Genomic DNA, 15,693 nt, shown 5'->3' with positions numbered 1-15,693 from the left:
CTTTTCATGAATATCAAGACAGCCCTGAGCCGAATCGTCGATCACCTCGACCTCAGCACCGATGAAATGCGCGATGTCATGCGCGAAATCATGACCGGGCAATGCTCCGACGCGCAGATCGGCGCGTTCATGATGGCCATGCGCATGAAGAGCGAAAGCATCGACGAGATCGTCGGCGCGGTGTCGGTGATGCGCGAGCTGGCGGACAAAGTCGAACTCAAGACACTCGACGGTGTGGTCGATGTGGTCGGCACCGGCGGCGACGGCGCCAATATCTTCAACGTGTCGACCGCTGCTGCGTTCGTGGTTTCCGCTGCTGGCTGCACCGTGGCCAAGCACGGCAACCGTGCAGTCTCGGGCAAGAGCGGCAGTGCCGATCTGCTGGAGGCGGCCGGTATCTACCTGAACCTGACCCCAGTCCAAGTGGCGCGTTGCATTGACAACGTTGGTATTGGTTTCATGTTTGCCCAGACTCATCACTCTGCGATGAAATATGCCGCCAGCCCGCGCCGCGAACTGGGTCTGCGGACCTTGTTCAACATGCTCGGCCCGCTTACGAATCCGGCCGGTGTGAAGCATCAGGTGGTGGGCGTGTTCACCCAGGCATTGTGCCGGCCGCTGGCGGAAGTGTTGCAGCGTCTGGGCAGCAAGCATGTGCTGGTGGTGCATTCGAAGGATGGCCTGGATGAGTTCAGCCTGGCAGCACCGACCTTCGTGGCAGAGCTGAAAAACGACCAGATCACCGAGTATTGGGTCGAGCCGGAAGACCTGGGCATGAAGAGCCAGAGCTTGCATGGCCTGGCGGTGGATAGCCCGGCGGCGTCCCTGGAACTGATTCGCGATGCCCTGGGCAAGCGCAAGACCGAGAACGGTCAGAAAGCGGCCGAGATGATCATGCTCAATGCCGGTGCCGCGCTGTACGCAGCCGATCATGCCAGCAGTTTGAAAGAGGGAGTTGCGCTTGCGCACGATGCGCTGCACACCGGTCTCGCTCGAGAGAAGCTCGAGGAGCTGGGTGCGTTTACCGCGGTATTCAAAGTGGAGAATGAGGGATGAGTGTACCGACGGTTCTGCAAAAGATTCTGGCGCGCAAGGTCGAGGAAGTGGCCGAACGCAGCGCTCGCGTCAGCCTCGCCGAGCTGGAAAGCCTGGCCAAGGTGGCCGATGCACCTCGTGGTTTTGCCAAGGCCTTGCTGGCTCAGGCCAAGCTGAAGCAGCCGGCAGTCATTGCCGAAATCAAGAAAGCCTCGCCGAGCAAAGGTGTGATCCGCGAGAACTTCGTTCCTGCCGACATCGCCAGAAGCTACGAGAAGGGCGGCGCGACCTGCCTGTCGGTACTCACCGACATCGACTACTTCCAGGGCGCCGATGCGTACCTGCAGCAGGCCCGCGCGGCGTGCCAGCTGCCGGTGATCCGCAAGGACTTCATGATCGATCCATACCAGATCGTCGAAGCCCGTGCCTTGGGTGCCGACTGCGTGCTGTTGATCGTTTCCGCGCTGGATGACGTGAAAATGGCCGAACTGGCGGCCGTGGCCAAAAGCGTCAACCTCGATGTGCTGGTGGAAGTCCACGACGGCGACGAGTTGGAGCGGGCCTTGAAAACCCTCGACACTCCACTGGTTGGCGTGAACAACCGCAATCTGCACACCTTCGATGTCAGCCTGGAAACCACCCTCGACCTGTTGCCGCGTATTCCGCGCGATCGTCTGGTCATCACCGAGAGCGGCATTCTCAACCGCGCCGATGTCGAACTGATGGAAATCAGCGACGTCTACGCGTTCCTGGTCGGCGAAGCGTTCATGCGCGCCGAAAGCCCGGGTACCGAGTTGCAGCGTCTGTTCTTCCCTGAGCGCGGCGTGCCGGTCAGCGGTTCGACCCTCGACTGAAAAGCATCGCGAGCAAGCTCGCTCCCACAGGGTTTGATGGTGGCCACAAAATCTATGAGCTGCCGAGATCAAATGTGGGAGCGAGCTTGCTCGCGATAGCGGCATAAGAAGCACCACAGACTTTATGTCCTACGGAATACCTTATGACCTCACCTATTTCCCTGACCATCGAAGCCGGTCTGCAAGCCGAGCAGGATTTGCTGGCGTCGGTCTGTGCCGGCAACGCGGAATTTGGTCTGTTGTTCTGGCAACCGAGTGACCAGGCACTAGTGATGCCGCGTCGCTTGAATCGCTTGCCAGGCTTTGAATCCGCATGTGAAGTCTCGGCAGCGGCAGGCTGGCCAGTGTTGTTGCGCGATACCGGCGGAGAACCCGTTCCGCAATCCGACACCACGATCAACATCGCTCTGGTCTACGCACCGCCGCGCAGCGAAGGCGACCTTAACCGCATCGAATCCGGCTACCGGCGTCTATGCGATCCAATCTGTCAGTTGCTGGATGAGTTGGGTGGCACTTCGTCCCTGGGTGAAATCGAAGGCGCCTTCTGTGACGGTCGCTTCAACGTCAACCTCGACGGACGCAAAATGGTCGGTACCGCCCAGCGCTGGCGTCAGAGCCAGGGTGGGCAGCGTCCGGTAGGACTGGTGCACGGGGCGATGCTGATCGATAACGAGCGAGCGTCAATGGTCGCCGCGGTCAATCGTTTCAACGAGGCCTGCGGTCTGGAGCAACGCGTACGCGCCGAAAGCCACATCGCGCTGCATGAGAAGTTCACGGCACCCAATGCACTGGCACGTCTGGACGAACTCTACCGGTTGATGCTGGCACAGATGTTCAACACTTAACGCGTACCAAAGACCACCATGGTCTTGCCTTTGACGTTCACCAGTTCGCGTTCTTCCAGATCCTTGAGGACGCGACCGACCATCTCCCGGGAGCAACCGACTATCCGCCCGATCTCCTGACGGGTCACCTTGATTTGCATGCCATCGGGGTGAGTCATGGCATCTGGCTGTTTGCATAGCTCCAGCAGGCAGCGGGCGACTCGACCGGTTACATCAAAGAATGCCAGGTCACCGACCTTGCGCGTGGTGTTGCGCAGGCGCTGTGCGATTTGTCCGCTGAGGACGTAAAGAATGTCTGGATCCTGCTGGGACAACTCGCGGAATTTCGCGTAGCTGATTTCCGCGACTTCGCATTCAGCCTTGGCCCGCACCCAGGCGCTGCGCTCCTGCTCCAGGCCAGCTTGCTCAAACAGACCCAACTCGCCGAAAAAGTCCCCGGTGTTCAGGTAGGAAATGATCATTTCCCGGCCGTCGTCATCTTCGATCAGGATGGTGACTGAGCCTTTGATGATGTAGAACAGCGTTTCCGAACGGTCGCCGGCACAAATGATGTTGCTCTTGGCCTGATAGCGGCGGCGCTGGCAATGCATCAACAGCTTGTCGAGGTTCTTGATCTTGGGGTTGGGGGCAATCGCAACCATGGTTGTATCCCGAAAAGACTGCACGGTGTGTTTGGTTTTTTTATGAATAGCGAACGCTGGGGGAAAGCTGGCAATGCGCCATTGATTTGGCGTCAGCTTAACAGACACCTCCTGCAATATTCGAGCATTTACCTACAAGGCGGTGGGATATGTCCTAGGACGCCGGGCGCCGTCAGTCACGGGGCCTGTGCTAAGCTGGCGACCCTTTTTTATACAGTGGAGTCTTGGCGATGAAGGCACGCATCCAATGGGCTGGCGAAGCCATGTTCCTCGGCGAATCCGGTAGTGGTCATGTCGTGGTCATGGACGGTCCGCCCGATGCCGGCGGACGTAACCTGGGTGTCCGGCCGATGGAAATGCTGCTGCTGGGTGTCGGCGGTTGCAGCAATTTCGATGTGGTCAGCATCCTCAAGAAGTCCCGCCAGGCGGTCGAAAGCTGTGAAGCGTTCCTTGAAGCCGAGCGTGCGACCGAAGATCCAAAGGTTTTCACCAGGATCCACATGCATTTCGTGGTCAAGGGCCGTGGGCTGAAAGAAGCCCAGGTCAAGCGCGCCATCGAATTGTCTGCCGAGAAGTATTGCTCGGCCTCGATCATGCTCGGCGCGGCAGGCGTGGCAATTACCCACGACTACGAGATCATCGAGCTCGGTTGAATCGACATTCAACTATCATAAAAGCAGTGCAGACTCTGGCGAACACAAGCTGACGTCTGCATAATGCGCCACTTTTTTCAGGGTAGTGGCCCGTCAGCCGACAGGCCTCGCACCCGAGCAGACAACCAAAATCGCCATCGCGAAGAGGTGTTAACCGTCCTACGCAGGTGCGTTGTTCGCATTTGACGGGCATGCTTGATCACGCGGCCGGGCCGCAAACACATAGAGAGTTTTTAACGGTGAAAAGCAAACTCAAGCTCCACGGGTTCAATAACCTGACAAAGACCTTGAGCTTCAACATCTATGACATCTGCTACGCGGAAACCCCGCAAGACCAGCAGGCTTACGTCGAGTACATCAATAAAGAGTACAACGCGAAACGCCTGACGCAGATCCTCACGGAAGTTGTCGATATCATTGGTGCCAACATCCTGAACATTGCCAGTCAGGACTATGAGCCGCAGGGCGCCAGCGTCACGATCCTGATCTCGGAAGAGCCCGTAACCCCGACCGACAGTCAGATCGAAGAGTCCCCGGGCCCACTGCCCGAAATCATTCTGGCCCACCTCGACAAGAGCCACATCACGGTGCACACCTACCCGGAGATCCATCCGGTCAGCGGTATTGCAACCTTCCGTGTGGACATCGACGTGTCGACTTGCGGGGTCATTTCACCGCTTAAAGCGCTCAACTTCCTGATTCACCAGTTCGATTCGGACATCGTGACCGTGGACTACCGTGTGCGCGGCTTCACCCGTGACGTTGAAGGCAAAAAGCACTTCATCGACCATGAGATCAATTCGATCCAGAACTACCTCTCCGATGACACTTACGACGCGTACCAGATGACCGACGTGAACGTGTACCAGGAAAACCTGTTCCACACCAAGATGCTGCTGAAGAACTTCGAACTGGATAACTACCTGTTCGGCGACGCCACCAACAACCTGTCCTCTGAGCAACGTGCCCAGGTGACCGAGCGGGTGAAACACGAAATGCTCGAAATCTTCTACGCGCGCAATATGGCGTAAGACTCTCGAACACAAAAAAGGCGACTCCCTCACGGCAGTCGCCTTTTTTTATTCTGGCGCTGGCTCTTGTAGGAGCGAGCTTGCTCGCGATGGACCTGAGGGCGACACGTTTATCCAGAAAACACGCGTTATCGTTGACGTCTTTCGTCGGAACGCCGCCCGGAGCAAGCTCGCTCCTACAAAAAACGGAGTCAGATCCGATAAGTACTCTTGGTCATCACCTTGGCCATCAGACTCATCCCGAACTTCACCGGTGCCGGAAAGCGGAACCCGCCAGCCTCCAGCGCACTTTCGGCATGCTGTTCTTCATCGATGCGCATCTGTTCAAGAATCGCCCGGGACTTTTCGTCCTCGGCCGGCAATTGCTCCAGATGTTCGTTCAGGTGTTTGCACACCTGGTCTTCCGTCGCCGCAACGAACCCCAGGCTGACTTTATCGCTGATCAGGCCGGCCACTGCGCCGATCCCGAACGACATGCCATAGAACAGCGGATTGAGGATGCTGGTATGGCTGCCCAGTTGGTGAATGCGTTGTTCGCACCAGACCAGGTGATCGACTTCTTCTTCGGCGGCATGCTCCATCGCGGCACGCACTTGCGGCAGTTTGGCGGTCAGCGCCTGCCCCTGATACAGCGCCTGGGCGCAGACTTCGCCGGTGTGGTTGATGCGCATCAGGCCGGCAACGTGGCGTGTGTCTTCGTCGCTCATTTTCGCATCCGGCTGCACGATGGCAGGCGACGGACGGTACGGCTGGCCGCTGAAGGGCAGCAGGGTGCGCATTGCGGCATCGGCTTGCAGCAGAAGGCGGTCGATTGGCGAGTAGTGACGTTGGGTAGTCATGCTGACCTCCGGAGGAATCTCGGCGGCCAGTTTAACCCAATCGGCCAGGGAAGGTTTGCGCTGGGTCAAGATCAAAAGATCGCAGCCTTCGGCAGCTCCTACAGAGGTTCGCGATACACGTAGGAGCTGCCGAAGGCTGCGATCTTTTGAGAACCTATGCTCAGCCCGGCGGCCAGTGCATCTGGCGCTGACCCAGCACGTGCATATGAATGTGGTAGACGGTTTGTCCGCCTTCTTCATTGCAGTTCATGACGACGCGGAAACCTTTTTCGCAGCCCAGTTCCAGTGCCAGGCGCTGCGCGGTGAACAGAATATGCCCGGCCAGCGTCTTGTCGTCCTCGGTCAGGTCGTTCAAGGTGCGAACCGGTTTCTTCGGGACCACCAGAAAATGTACCGGTGCCTGTGGGGCAATGTCGTGGAAGGCCAGTACCTGGTCGTCCTCGTAAATGATCTTCGCCGGGATTTCCCGGTTGATGATCTTGGTGAACAGAGTATCCACAGCTGTTTTCTCCGTTATTTGGGCTGGCCTGAGTGTACTCATGGCGTATGCCAGCGCCCAGCTTTTTACCTTGAATTGGATCAGCGCGGGCAGTACGCCTTGTTGACCATGCCGGCGATTGTGCGCGTCAGCCAGCGCGAGCCGAGCCTTGGCAGGAAGGCGAACCAGCGGTTGCGCCGTCCGGGAATAATGATCGCTTGATTCTTTTCCAGTGCGCGCACGGTGTAGAGCGCCACTTCCTCGGGGCTCATCAGCAGTTTGCTGTTGGCCAGTTTGTCGCTGTCGAGTTGTGCGGTACGGAAAAATGCAGTGCGGGTCGGTCCGGGGCAGAGCACCGAAACCTTGATCGCACATTTTTTCAGCTCGACGCGCAATCCTTCGGAAAAGTGCAGCACATACGCTTTGCTGGCGTAATAAGTGCTCATCCACGGCCCCGGTTGAAACGCCGCCACCGAGGCCACATTCAGAATCTGCCCGCCGCCTTGCAGGGCCATGCTGTTGCCGATGGCGTGGCACAGGCGGGTGAGGGCGAGGATGTTCACTTCGATCAGGTCTTGCTCGGTCATCCAGTCCTGGGCCAGAAACGGGCCGCAGGTACCGATACCGGCGCAGTTGACCAACAGATCGATCTGCCGGTCGCCTTCTTCCAGCTCCAGCAGGAATCCGGACAGGCGCAGCGGTTCGCCCAGGTCACAGGCACGGAACAACACTTCCACGCCGAACCTTTGGGTCAGTTCAATCGCAATACTTTCCAGCTGATCACGTTGTCGGGCCACCAGAATCAGGCTGCGGCCGCGCCGGGCCAGCGCTTCGGCCATTGCCAGGCCGATGCCGCTGGAGGCGCCAGTGATCAGAGCGTAACGGGTCATGCAGTTCTCCATCGCAACAGCTCCGCGCCGCGACGCAGGTGTCACGGGCCAGGAGCGCTGTTCATTCTTTCGCAGAGTCTACAGGGGGCCGGGCCTCTTCGGCTGCATCGTCGGTGGAATTTGGCACCGGTTCGATCTCGACTTCGATTTCATCGGTGGTGACCGAACTGCTTTCGTAGCTGCTCTGGGCGGCGCTTTTGTATTCTTCCCGTATCGCCGTGAGACCACCGGCCAGCGAGCCGAACAGAACCAGCGCGATAACGATCAGCCACAGCGAAGACAATACCTTGACCGCGGTACTGTTCGGCGGAGGCGGCGGGCCGTAGCGGTTGGCGGTGTCGTTGCCCGGTACGACCATGATCATGAACGGAAAGAAACTGCCAACGAACGGCACCAGGTTCAGCAGCCACAGCCAGCCGGACCAGCCGACATCGTGCAAGCGTTGAACAGTGATCTGGATGCTGACGAATACAAATCCGACGAACAGGATCAAGGCCAGCAAGCTGCCCAATATCAGGCCGGCGGTCGAATCCGCGCCGATGAGAGCCAGGGCGACCAAGGCAAACACCCCGCAAACGGCCAGAAGCACAGTTGACAGCACCAGCGTCCAGGCGAGGTAACGCAAGCGGCCGATACGGCCATCGAAATTGAAGGGCTTGAGCGTGGCGAACTCTGCCACGGCTTCGCCGACTGGCGCGCGAGGCGGCGCGTAAGGGGACTGCGGATCTGCAAAAGACGCCTGGCTGCTGGCCGGAGCATGGTCATGAACGTCGGCGAGGTTCAGCTCGATCGGGGTTTCGGCTTCGATGCGGGCGTCGATACCGGTTTTGCTCAGCGCCTGGAGATAGGTCTGGGCATCGGCTTGCGACAGGTTGCGTTTGAGCGCTACCGGACGCCCGGTGAACAAGCGTTCAATGGCCGTGACATCGCTTTTGAACAAGTCGGCGAGATTGAGCTTTGCCGTGGTGATGTCGACACCGGGCAGCAAGGCGCCCTCGAATACGATCTTGAAATGATTTTCGCCCATGTGCGAAGCATCCTTGTCGCGAGAGGTTGAAAGAAGAATGTTGTGCCCGGGCGAGAGTAAGGCCAGCCGGGCAAGACTGGCCAAGGTTTGCTGTCAGCTCGGCCAGCGTTTGGTCAACTGGGCAGCCTGCTCCAGGGCCTTGCGGTACTCCGCGTCGAGACGTGCAATCAACTGCTCGACACTCGGCAAGTCCTCGATTTCTCCCACGCCCTGGCCGGCAGACCAAACGGTTTTCCAGGCTTTGGCCTCATCGCTCACGGGTTTGAGCTTGGAGCCGAAGTTGATCTCGCCCTTGCCTTGCAAGGCGGCCATGTCGAAACCGGCTGCTTCCAGACTCTGGCGCATGAAACTCGCGGGGACACCTGACACGGCTGGAGTATGGATGATGTCTGCCGCTTTGGATGTCAGCAGCATTTCTTTGTAGGCGTCGGGCGCGTGACTTTCGGTCGTGCCGATAAATCGTGTGCCAAAGTAGGCCAAATCCGCGCCGAGCAGTTGGGCGGCAAGAATTTCGTGGCCATGATTCAAGCAGCCGGCCAGCAACAGGGTCTTGTCGAAGAACTGGCGGATTTCGGCAATCAGCGAGAACGGGCTCCAGGTCCCGGCGTGTCCACCGGCGCCGGCAGCCACGGCGATCAAACCATCCACGCCGGCTTCGGCCGCTTTCTCGGCATGACGACGAGTCGTCACATCATGGAACACCAGGCCGCCGTAGCTGTGGACCGCGTCGACCAGTTCTTTCACGGCGCCGAGGCTGGTGATCACGATCGGCACTTTGTGCTCGACACAGATCTCAAGATCCGCCTGTAACCGTGGATTGCTGTTATGGACGATCAGGTTCACGGCATAAGGCGCGGGGTTTTCCAGTGTCGCCAGCCCGGCTTCGATTTCTTCCAGCCAGGCCTTGAAACCGCTGCTTTCGCGCTGGTTCAGCGCCGGGAAGCTGCCGACCACGCCCTGGCGACAACAGGCGAGTACCAATTGCGGATTGGAAATCAGGAACATCGGCGCCGCCACCACGGGCAGACGCAAACGTTGTTCGAGCAGAGCGGGCAGCGACATTGGAAGTACCCCGGTGAGTGGTGCCTGGTGGATTTAGAACGGCCGAACGACGACCAGAATTACGATAGCCAGCAATATCAGAACCGGCACTTCATTGAACCAGCGATAAAAGACATGGCTGCGGGTGTTCTCGCCACGGGCAAAACGTTTTACCTGGGCACCGCACATGTGGTGGTAGCCGATCAGAATCACCACCAGCGCCAGCTTGGCGTGCATCCAGCCACCCTGAGTGAAATACGCACTCGGGTTGAGGCTGATCAGCCAGCCGCCGAAGATCAGCGTAGCGATCATTGCCGGCCCCATGATGCCGCGATACAGCTTGCGCTCCATGACGCTGAAGCGTTCCTTGCTGACGGTATCTTCGCTTTGAGCGTGATAGACGAACAGCCGCGGCAAGTAAAACAGGCCGGCAAACCAGCAAACGATGCTGATGATGTGAAGTGCTTTGAGCCACAGATAAAGCATTTTTAGTTATTCCCAGGTTCACGGTAGCGGGAATAGTAGAGGCTAGAAGCTCCGCACGTCACCTTGACGGTTGTCGCAGGGGCGCGCGGCCCCTATTATCGACGGCTTTCCAGTGGGTTCGTTGAGGGCAGGTTTATGGTCAAGGTCGGTATCGTCGGCGGCACGGGTTACACCGGTGTCGAACTGCTGCGTCTGTTGGCGCAACATCCGCAAGCTGAGGTGGTTGTCATCACTTCCCGATCCGAGGCTGGCCTTGCCGTGGCCGACATGTACCCGAACCTGCGAGGCCACTACGACGGCCTGGCGTTCAGCGTTCCGGACATCAAGACCCTGGGTGCCTGCGATGTGGTGTTCTTCGCCACACCGCACGGTGTTGCCCATGCCTTGGCGGGCGAGTTGCTGGCGGCCGGGACCAAGGTCATCGACCTGTCGGCGGACTTCCGTCTGCAAGACGCGGATGAGTGGGCCAAGTGGTACGGCCAGCCGCACGGTGCACCGGAGTTGCTGGACGAAGCGGTCTATGGCTTGCCGGAAGTCAATCGCGAGCAGATCAAGAAAGCGCGCCTGATTGCTGTGCCGGGCTGCTACCCAACTGCAACGCAATTGGGTTTCCTGCCATTGCTCGAAGCCGGCCTGGCCGATACTGCGCATCTGATTGCTGACTGCAAATCCGGTGTCAGCGGCGCCGGTCGTGGTGCTTCCGTAGGCTCGCTGTACTCCGAGACATCGGAAAGCATGAAGGCCTATGCGGTCAAAGGGCACCGTCATTTGCCGGAAATCCGCCAGGGCCTGCGTCGTGCAGCAGGCAAGGACGTCGGTCTGACCTTCGTTCCGCACCTGACTCCGATGATTCGTGGCATTCATTCCACGCTCTACGCAACCGTTGTTGATCGCTCGGTGGATCTGCAGGTGCTGTTTGAAAAGCGTTATGCCAACGAACCGTTCGTCGATGTGATGCCGGCCGGCAGCCATCCGGAGACTCGTAGCGTACGGGGTGCCAACGTCTGCCGTATTGCCGTGCATCGCCCTCAGGATGGTGATCTGGTGGTTGTGCTGTCGGTGATCGACAACCTGGTCAAAGGCGCTTCGGGTCAGGCGGTGCAGAACATGAACATTCTGTTCGGGCTGGATGAGCGTCTGGGCCTGTCCCACGCCGGCATGCTGCCGTAAGCTTTATCGCGTACAGCAAAAGGCCCGTCTGACGGGCCTTTTTGCATTCCGGGCCGGCGATTGGATTGGTTGATATACCATAACAATAGTTGACCGCTTTTCTAGGAGAAGCGGATAATGCGCGTCATCACGCAATATGACGGCGTAACGCCGGGAGATAGTCAGCATGAGCGTCGAATCCTTCACCCCCACGGCTTTGCAATTCACCCACGGTGCCGCGCACAAGGTGAAGAGCCTGGTCGATGAAGAGGGGAATGATCGCTTGAAGCTGCGCGTATTCGTTACGGGCGGCGGTTGTTCAGGTTTTCAGTACGGCTTCACCTTCGATGAAGAAGTGGCCGATGACGACACCATCGTCGAGCGCGAAGGTGTGAGTCTGGTTGTCGATCCGATGAGCTTTCAGTACCTGGCAGGTGCCGAGGTGGACTACCAGGAAGGTCTGGAAGGTTCGCGTTTCGTCATCAAGAACCCGAATGCGACCACCACTTGTGGCTGCGGTTCTTCGTTCTCGATCTGATCAGCGCGCCTGCATTACAAAGCGCCGCATGGCCTCAGGGTCCTGCGGCGTTTTACTGTGTGGAGAATTTATGCGGGGTAGATGGCGCCCAGTACGCGCAAGCCGCGGGCACCGGTAACGCTCGGGCGGTTGGCCGCAATACCTTCGAGGCAGCAATGAGCCAGCCACGCGAAGGCCATGGCTTCGACCCAGTCGGGGTCTACGCCGTAAGTGGCAGTGCTGCTGACACTGGCGTTTGGCAATAGGCTGGCCAGGCGGTTCATCAACGCGGTGTTGTGGGCGCCGCCGCCGCAGACCAGTAGTTCCTGCGTGTCTGCCTGGGCGCTTTGCAGTGATTCGATGATGGTCAGCGCGGTCAGCTCAAGCAGCGTCGCCTGAACATCTTCGGCGGCGAAGGCTGGCAGTTGTGCCAGGTGCTGTGTCAGCCAAGGTAGGTTGAATACTTCCCGTCCGGTACTCTTCGGGCCTTTGGTTACGAAGAACGGATCGCTGAGCAGCTCATTCAATAGAGCCGGTTCAACCTTGCCGCTGGTGGCCCATTGGCCGTCGCGGTCATAGTTGTCGCCACGTTGCTGATGAATCCAGGCGTCCAACAGGACATTGCCCGGGCCGCAGTCGAACCCGGCAACAGGCTTACCGGGTTCGATCAGGCTCAGGTTGCTGAATCCACCGACGTTCAGCACGGCACGATTGCCGGTCCGTTCTTCAAACAGTGTCTCGTGGAAGGCAGGAACCAGCGGTGCACCTTGTCCGCCGGCAGCGACGTCACGGCTGCGGAAGTCGCTGACCACGGTGATGCCGGTCAGCTCCGTCAGCAGGGCCGGGTTGCCGATCTGCACGGTGAAACCGCGTGCCGGTTCGTGGCGGATGGTCTGGCCATGGCTGCCGATCGCACGAATGTCGTCAGGCTTCAGTTGCTGCTGAGCGAGAAGGGCATGAATCCCTTGGGCTGCCAGTTTCACCCAGTTCTGCTGGGCGATGGCGGAGCGGGCGATTTCGTCCGGGCCGCTGGCACACAAGCCGAGCAGCTCGGCGCGCAGGGAATCGGGCATCGGGATGTAGTGAGAGGCGATCAGCCTGATCGCCGGGGCTTGCTCGACCAGTGCGATGTCCAGGCCATCAAGGCTGGTCCCGGACATCACACCTATATAGAGCGCCATGACTTAGCGCTTGCTCGAAGCTAGCAGAGTGGCTTTTTCCTGTTCCATGCGCGCCATCAGTGGCTGGCTTTGGGCGAGGAAGCGTGGGCGTTCGGCCTTGGCAATCGGATCGGCCATTGGCAGTTTCTGGCCCAGCGGGTCGACGTGTACACCATTGACCTGGAACTCGTAGTGCAGGTGCGGCCCGGTGGAGAGGCCGGTGGTGCCGATATAGCCAATCACCTGGCCCTGTTTCACCGTGCCGCCAGTCTTCACGCCTTTGGCGAAGCCTTGCATGTGGCCGTAGAGCGTGGTGTAGGTATTGCCGTGCTGGAGAACCACGGTATTGCCGTAGCCACCACGGCGGCCGGCCAGCAAGACCTTGCCATCACCGGCAGCCTTGATCGGCGTGCCACGCGGTGCTGCGTAGTCGACGCCTTTGTGGGCGCGGATCTTGTTCAGGATCGGGTGTTTGCGGCCCATGGAAAATTTCGAGCTGATGCGGGCGAAGTCCACCGGTGTGCGGATGAATGCCTTGCGCATGCTGTTGCCGTCAGCGGTGTAGTAGCTGCTGTTGCCTTGTTTGTTGGTGTAGCGCACGGCGGTGTAGGTCTTGCCGCGGTTGGTGAAGCGCGCCGACAGGATCGGACCAGTGCCGACGGCCTTGCCGTTGACCACCTTTTGCTCGTAGATCACGTCGAACTCGTCGCCCTGGCGAATATCCTGGGCGAAGTCCACGTCGTAGCCAAACACACTGGCCATGTCCATGGTCAGGCTGTGAGACAGGCCCGCTCGGGCCGCGGATTGCGACAGCGAGCTGTTGATCACGCCATGAACGTAAGCCGAGCGCACGCTCGGTTTGGCGGTAATGCGGTTGAAGGTGTAGCCCTTGTCGTTCTTGGTCAGGCTGATGCTTTCGAGGTCGTTGAGCTTGCTGTGCAGGTTGGTCAACTGGCCGTCAGGGCTCAGTTCGAATTCGAGTTTTTGCCCATGCTTGAGCTGGCTGAACTGCTTGGCCTGCTTGTCGCTGGCCAGTATTTCACGCACTGAGGTGGCTGGGAGACCGACCTTCTCGAACAGTGTAGAGAGGGTGTCACCCTTGGTGACGATCACTTCCCTGTGGCTTGCCGGCTTCTTTTCTTCGACGACCGGCGCCGGTTCGGTTTGAGCGGTTTCCTGAGTGTCTTCGGCGCTGTTGTCGATCTGCGCGAAGGGGGAGGTTGCTGGCTCATTTGTGGCTTGAACGGTGTCAGCAGCGTCTTGATCTTGTGTCAGTTGTTCAGCAGGGCTTTCCAGTTCAAGACTCAGGGTTGTCTTTTTGGCTTCAACATCGCTGGAAGGGAATACCAGGAGCGCCAGACTGAGAAGGGCGGCGATGCCACTTGCGGCAAGCAAGTGGGTCTTCGGGTAAAGCGGCGGCGCTTTAGACGATTCTGTGGTCATAAGTGGTTTTGACTTTGAAAAAGATGAATTGGAAAAGATGAATGACATGATGAAGATGAAATAACTGTATAAAATATAACCAAATCATCTCTGAAGCAAGTCCGCAGGCGCTCTGTCTGCGGATTGGCGTCCGTGCGCCGGGCAAACCTTGTATTTGACGCGCGATCTTGTATGGTTGGTTCCCTTTGAATCTGAGCCTTGCAGGTTGGTTATGAAGTCGGTTGAAGAGCAGCTAGCGCTGATCAAACGTGGTGCGGAAGAACTGTTGGTCGAGTCCGAGCTGATTGAAAAGCTCAAGCGTGGCCAGCCGCTACGTATTAAGGCGGGCTTCGATCCAACGGCTCCGGATCTGCACTTGGGTCACACCGTGCTTATCAATAAGCTGCGCCAGTTCCAGGAGCTGGGGCATCAGGTGATCTTCCTTATAGGTGACTTCACCGGGATGATCGGCGATCCGAGCGGCAAGAGTGCTACGCGCCCGCCGCTCACTCGCGAGCAGGTCCTCGATAATGCCGAGACCTACAAGACTCAGGTCTTCAAGATTCTGGACCCGGCAAAGACCGAAGTGGCATTCAACTCCACCTGGATGGATCAGATGGGGCCGGCCGACTTCATTCGCCTGACTTCGCAGTACACCGTGGCTCGCATGCTCGAGCGCGATGACTTCGACAAGCGTTACACAACCAATCAGCCAATCGCCATTCATGAGTTCCTTTATCCGCTGGTTCAAGGGTACGACTCGGTAGCCCTGCGCGCAGACGTCGAGCTTGGCGGCACCGATCAGAAGTTCAACTTGCTGATGGGGCGTGAACTGCAGCGTGGTTATGGTCAGGAGGCCCAGTGCATTTTGACCATGCCGCTGCTTGAAGGCCTGGATGGCGTGAAGAAGATGTCCAAGTCCTTGGGCAACTACGTCGGTATCCAGGAAGCGCCGGGTGTGATGTACAGCAAGCTGGTTTCCATTCCGGATGCGCTGATGTGGCGTTACTTCGAGTTGCTCAGCTTCCGCTCCATGGATGAGATCAATGCGTTCCGCGCTGATGTGGAGGCGGGTGCCAATCCGCGCGATATCAAGATCAAGCTGGCTGAAGAGATCGTTGCACGCTTCCATGGTGAGGAGGCTGCGGCCAGTGCTCATCGTGCTGCCGGTAACCGTATGAAGGATGGCGAGCTGCCTGAAGATCTGCCGGAAATCGAATTGACTGCTACCGAGGATATGCCGATCGCTGCTGTCCTTAATAAGGCAGGGTTGGTCAAGAACTCGGCGGTGGCGCGAGATCTCCTGGGTTCCGGTGGTGTGCGTATAGATGGTGAGGTTGTCGATCGCACCTTTATATATGCACTGGGCGCGACCCATGTTTGCCAGGCTGGGAAGAAGGCATTTGCGCGTATTACGCTCAAATCCGAATAAAGCTGAGATAAAGGGTTGACGGCGAATTTTAGAAGCCTATAATTCGCCCCACTTCCGGCGCAGTCGAAACGGAAAACTCCTTGGTAAACAATGAGTTACGCAGTTTTCGGCAGCAGGTTGCTTCAGGTCATCGAAGCCAAAAGGGAGTTGAAAAAGAGGTGTTGACAGCAGCGTGTAACGCTGTAACGCTGTA

The 15,693-nt window shown here is 58.5% G+C and carries 17 protein-coding genes; 8 read left to right on the top strand and 9 right to left on the bottom strand.

The genetic code is table 11. The features are described 5' to 3' along the window. Positions 1–6 precede the first annotated feature (6 nt). The 3 genes from trpD to AC1DKH_RS01910 all read left to right on the top strand — a co-directional run bounded on the left by trpD (position 7) and on the right by AC1DKH_RS01910 (position 2,734). A complete protein-coding gene (gene trpD / locus AC1DKH_RS01920) occupies positions 7–1,056 on the top strand; it encodes an anthranilate phosphoribosyltransferase (protein WP_223548332.1) in 1,050 nt (349 codons plus the stop codon). Next, complete coding sequence (gene trpC / locus AC1DKH_RS01915) at positions 1,053–1,889, top strand: indole-3-glycerol phosphate synthase TrpC (RefSeq protein WP_477797271.1); 837 nt, start codon at positions 1,053–1,055, stop codon at positions 1,887–1,889. Before trpD ends, trpC begins: the two co-directional genes overlap by 4 nt. 143 nt (positions 1,890–2,032) lie before the next feature. Then, entirely contained in the window at positions 2,033–2,734 is a 702-nt protein-coding gene (locus tag AC1DKH_RS01910; RefSeq protein WP_477797270.1) for a lipoate--protein ligase family protein, read from the top strand. On the opposite strand, the gene crp is transcribed toward AC1DKH_RS01910, so the two are convergent. After that, on the bottom strand, positions 2,731–3,375 hold the full coding sequence (gene crp, locus AC1DKH_RS01905) for a cAMP-activated global transcriptional regulator CRP (RefSeq protein ID WP_477756210.1): 645 nt from the start codon (positions 3,373–3,375) through the stop codon (positions 2,731–2,733). The genes AC1DKH_RS01910 and crp overlap by 4 nt on opposite strands. A gap of 230 nt (positions 3,376–3,605) precedes the next feature. Here crp and AC1DKH_RS01900 point away from each other — a divergent pair, with 230 nt between their 5' ends. Together AC1DKH_RS01900 and speD are read left to right on the top strand one after the other, a co-directional pair. Continuing rightward, complete coding sequence (locus tag AC1DKH_RS01900) at positions 3,606–4,028, top strand: OsmC family protein (RefSeq protein WP_007994936.1); 423 nt, start codon at positions 3,606–3,608, stop codon at positions 4,026–4,028. Positions 4,029–4,267: 239 nt separating this feature from the next. Then, positions 4,268–5,059: an adenosylmethionine decarboxylase gene (gene speD, locus AC1DKH_RS01895; protein ID WP_477756209.1), complete on the top strand. Its 792-nt coding sequence runs from the start codon at positions 4,268–4,270 to the stop codon at positions 5,057–5,059. Between the two features lie 191 nt (positions 5,060–5,250). Here the strand turns inward: speD and coq7 are convergent, their stop codons facing one another. The 6 genes from coq7 to hemJ form a co-directional block, all read right to left on the bottom strand. Next, on the bottom strand, positions 5,251–5,898 hold the full coding sequence (coq7, locus tag AC1DKH_RS01890) for a 2-polyprenyl-3-methyl-6-methoxy-1,4-benzoquinone monooxygenase (protein ID WP_223460272.1): 648 nt from the start codon (positions 5,896–5,898) through the stop codon (positions 5,251–5,253). A 160-nt stretch (positions 5,899–6,058) separates the two neighbouring features. Next, positions 6,059–6,397: a histidine triad nucleotide-binding protein gene (locus AC1DKH_RS01885; RefSeq protein ID WP_046039514.1), complete on the bottom strand. Its 339-nt coding sequence runs from the start codon at positions 6,395–6,397 to the stop codon at positions 6,059–6,061. A gap of 80 nt (positions 6,398–6,477) precedes the next feature. Then, positions 6,478–7,266, bottom strand: a complete 789-nt coding sequence (locus AC1DKH_RS01880; protein WP_116265103.1) for an SDR family NAD(P)-dependent oxidoreductase — start codon at positions 7,264–7,266, stop codon at positions 6,478–6,480. A 61-nt stretch (positions 7,267–7,327) separates the two neighbouring features. After that, complete coding sequence (locus AC1DKH_RS01875; RefSeq protein WP_477797269.1) at positions 7,328–8,293, bottom strand: DUF805 domain-containing protein; 966 nt, start codon at positions 8,291–8,293, stop codon at positions 7,328–7,330. A gap of 93 nt (positions 8,294–8,386) precedes the next feature. Beyond that, complete coding sequence (locus AC1DKH_RS01870) at positions 8,387–9,355, bottom strand: NAD(P)H-dependent flavin oxidoreductase (protein WP_477762829.1); 969 nt, start codon at positions 9,353–9,355, stop codon at positions 8,387–8,389. 33 nt (positions 9,356–9,388) lie between these two features. After that, a complete protein-coding gene (gene hemJ / locus AC1DKH_RS01865) occupies positions 9,389–9,820 on the bottom strand; it encodes a protoporphyrinogen oxidase HemJ (RefSeq protein WP_477797268.1) in 432 nt (143 codons plus the stop codon). Positions 9,821–9,955: 135 nt separating this feature from the next. Between hemJ and argC the strand changes: the two genes are divergently transcribed. Together argC and erpA are read left to right on the top strand one after the other, a co-directional pair. After that, the gene (gene argC, locus AC1DKH_RS01860; protein ID WP_477797267.1) at positions 9,956–10,990 is read left to right on the top strand and encodes an N-acetyl-gamma-glutamyl-phosphate reductase; all 1,035 of its coding nucleotides are present in this window, start codon (positions 9,956–9,958) and stop codon (positions 10,988–10,990) included. A gap of 166 nt (positions 10,991–11,156) precedes the next feature. Further along, on the top strand, positions 11,157–11,507 hold the full coding sequence (gene erpA / locus AC1DKH_RS01855; RefSeq protein WP_007906865.1) for an iron-sulfur cluster insertion protein ErpA: 351 nt from the start codon (positions 11,157–11,159) through the stop codon (positions 11,505–11,507). 68 nt (positions 11,508–11,575) lie between these two features. On the opposite strand, the gene AC1DKH_RS01850 is transcribed toward erpA, so the two are convergent. Beyond that, positions 11,576–12,667 carry an anhydro-N-acetylmuramic acid kinase gene (locus tag AC1DKH_RS01850; RefSeq protein ID WP_477759774.1) on the bottom strand — a complete coding sequence of 364 codons (1,092 nt, stop codon included), beginning with the start codon at positions 12,665–12,667 and terminating at the stop codon, positions 11,576–11,578. Positions 12,668–12,670: 3 nt separating this feature from the next. Beyond that, the gene (locus AC1DKH_RS01845; protein ID WP_477797266.1) at positions 12,671–14,089 is read right to left on the bottom strand and encodes a peptidoglycan DD-metalloendopeptidase family protein; all 1,419 of its coding nucleotides are present in this window, start codon (positions 14,087–14,089) and stop codon (positions 12,671–12,673) included. Between the two features lie 211 nt (positions 14,090–14,300). Here AC1DKH_RS01845 and tyrS point away from each other — a divergent pair, with 211 nt between their 5' ends. Continuing rightward, entirely contained in the window at positions 14,301–15,500 is a 1,200-nt protein-coding gene (tyrS, locus tag AC1DKH_RS01840) for a tyrosine--tRNA ligase (protein ID WP_477797439.1), read from the top strand. Positions 15,501–15,693: the final 193 nt, after the last annotated feature.

This window comes from Pseudomonas sp. 05L36 (assembly GCF_056398125.1).
This window is presented reverse-complemented; position numbering and strand designations above follow the sequence as displayed.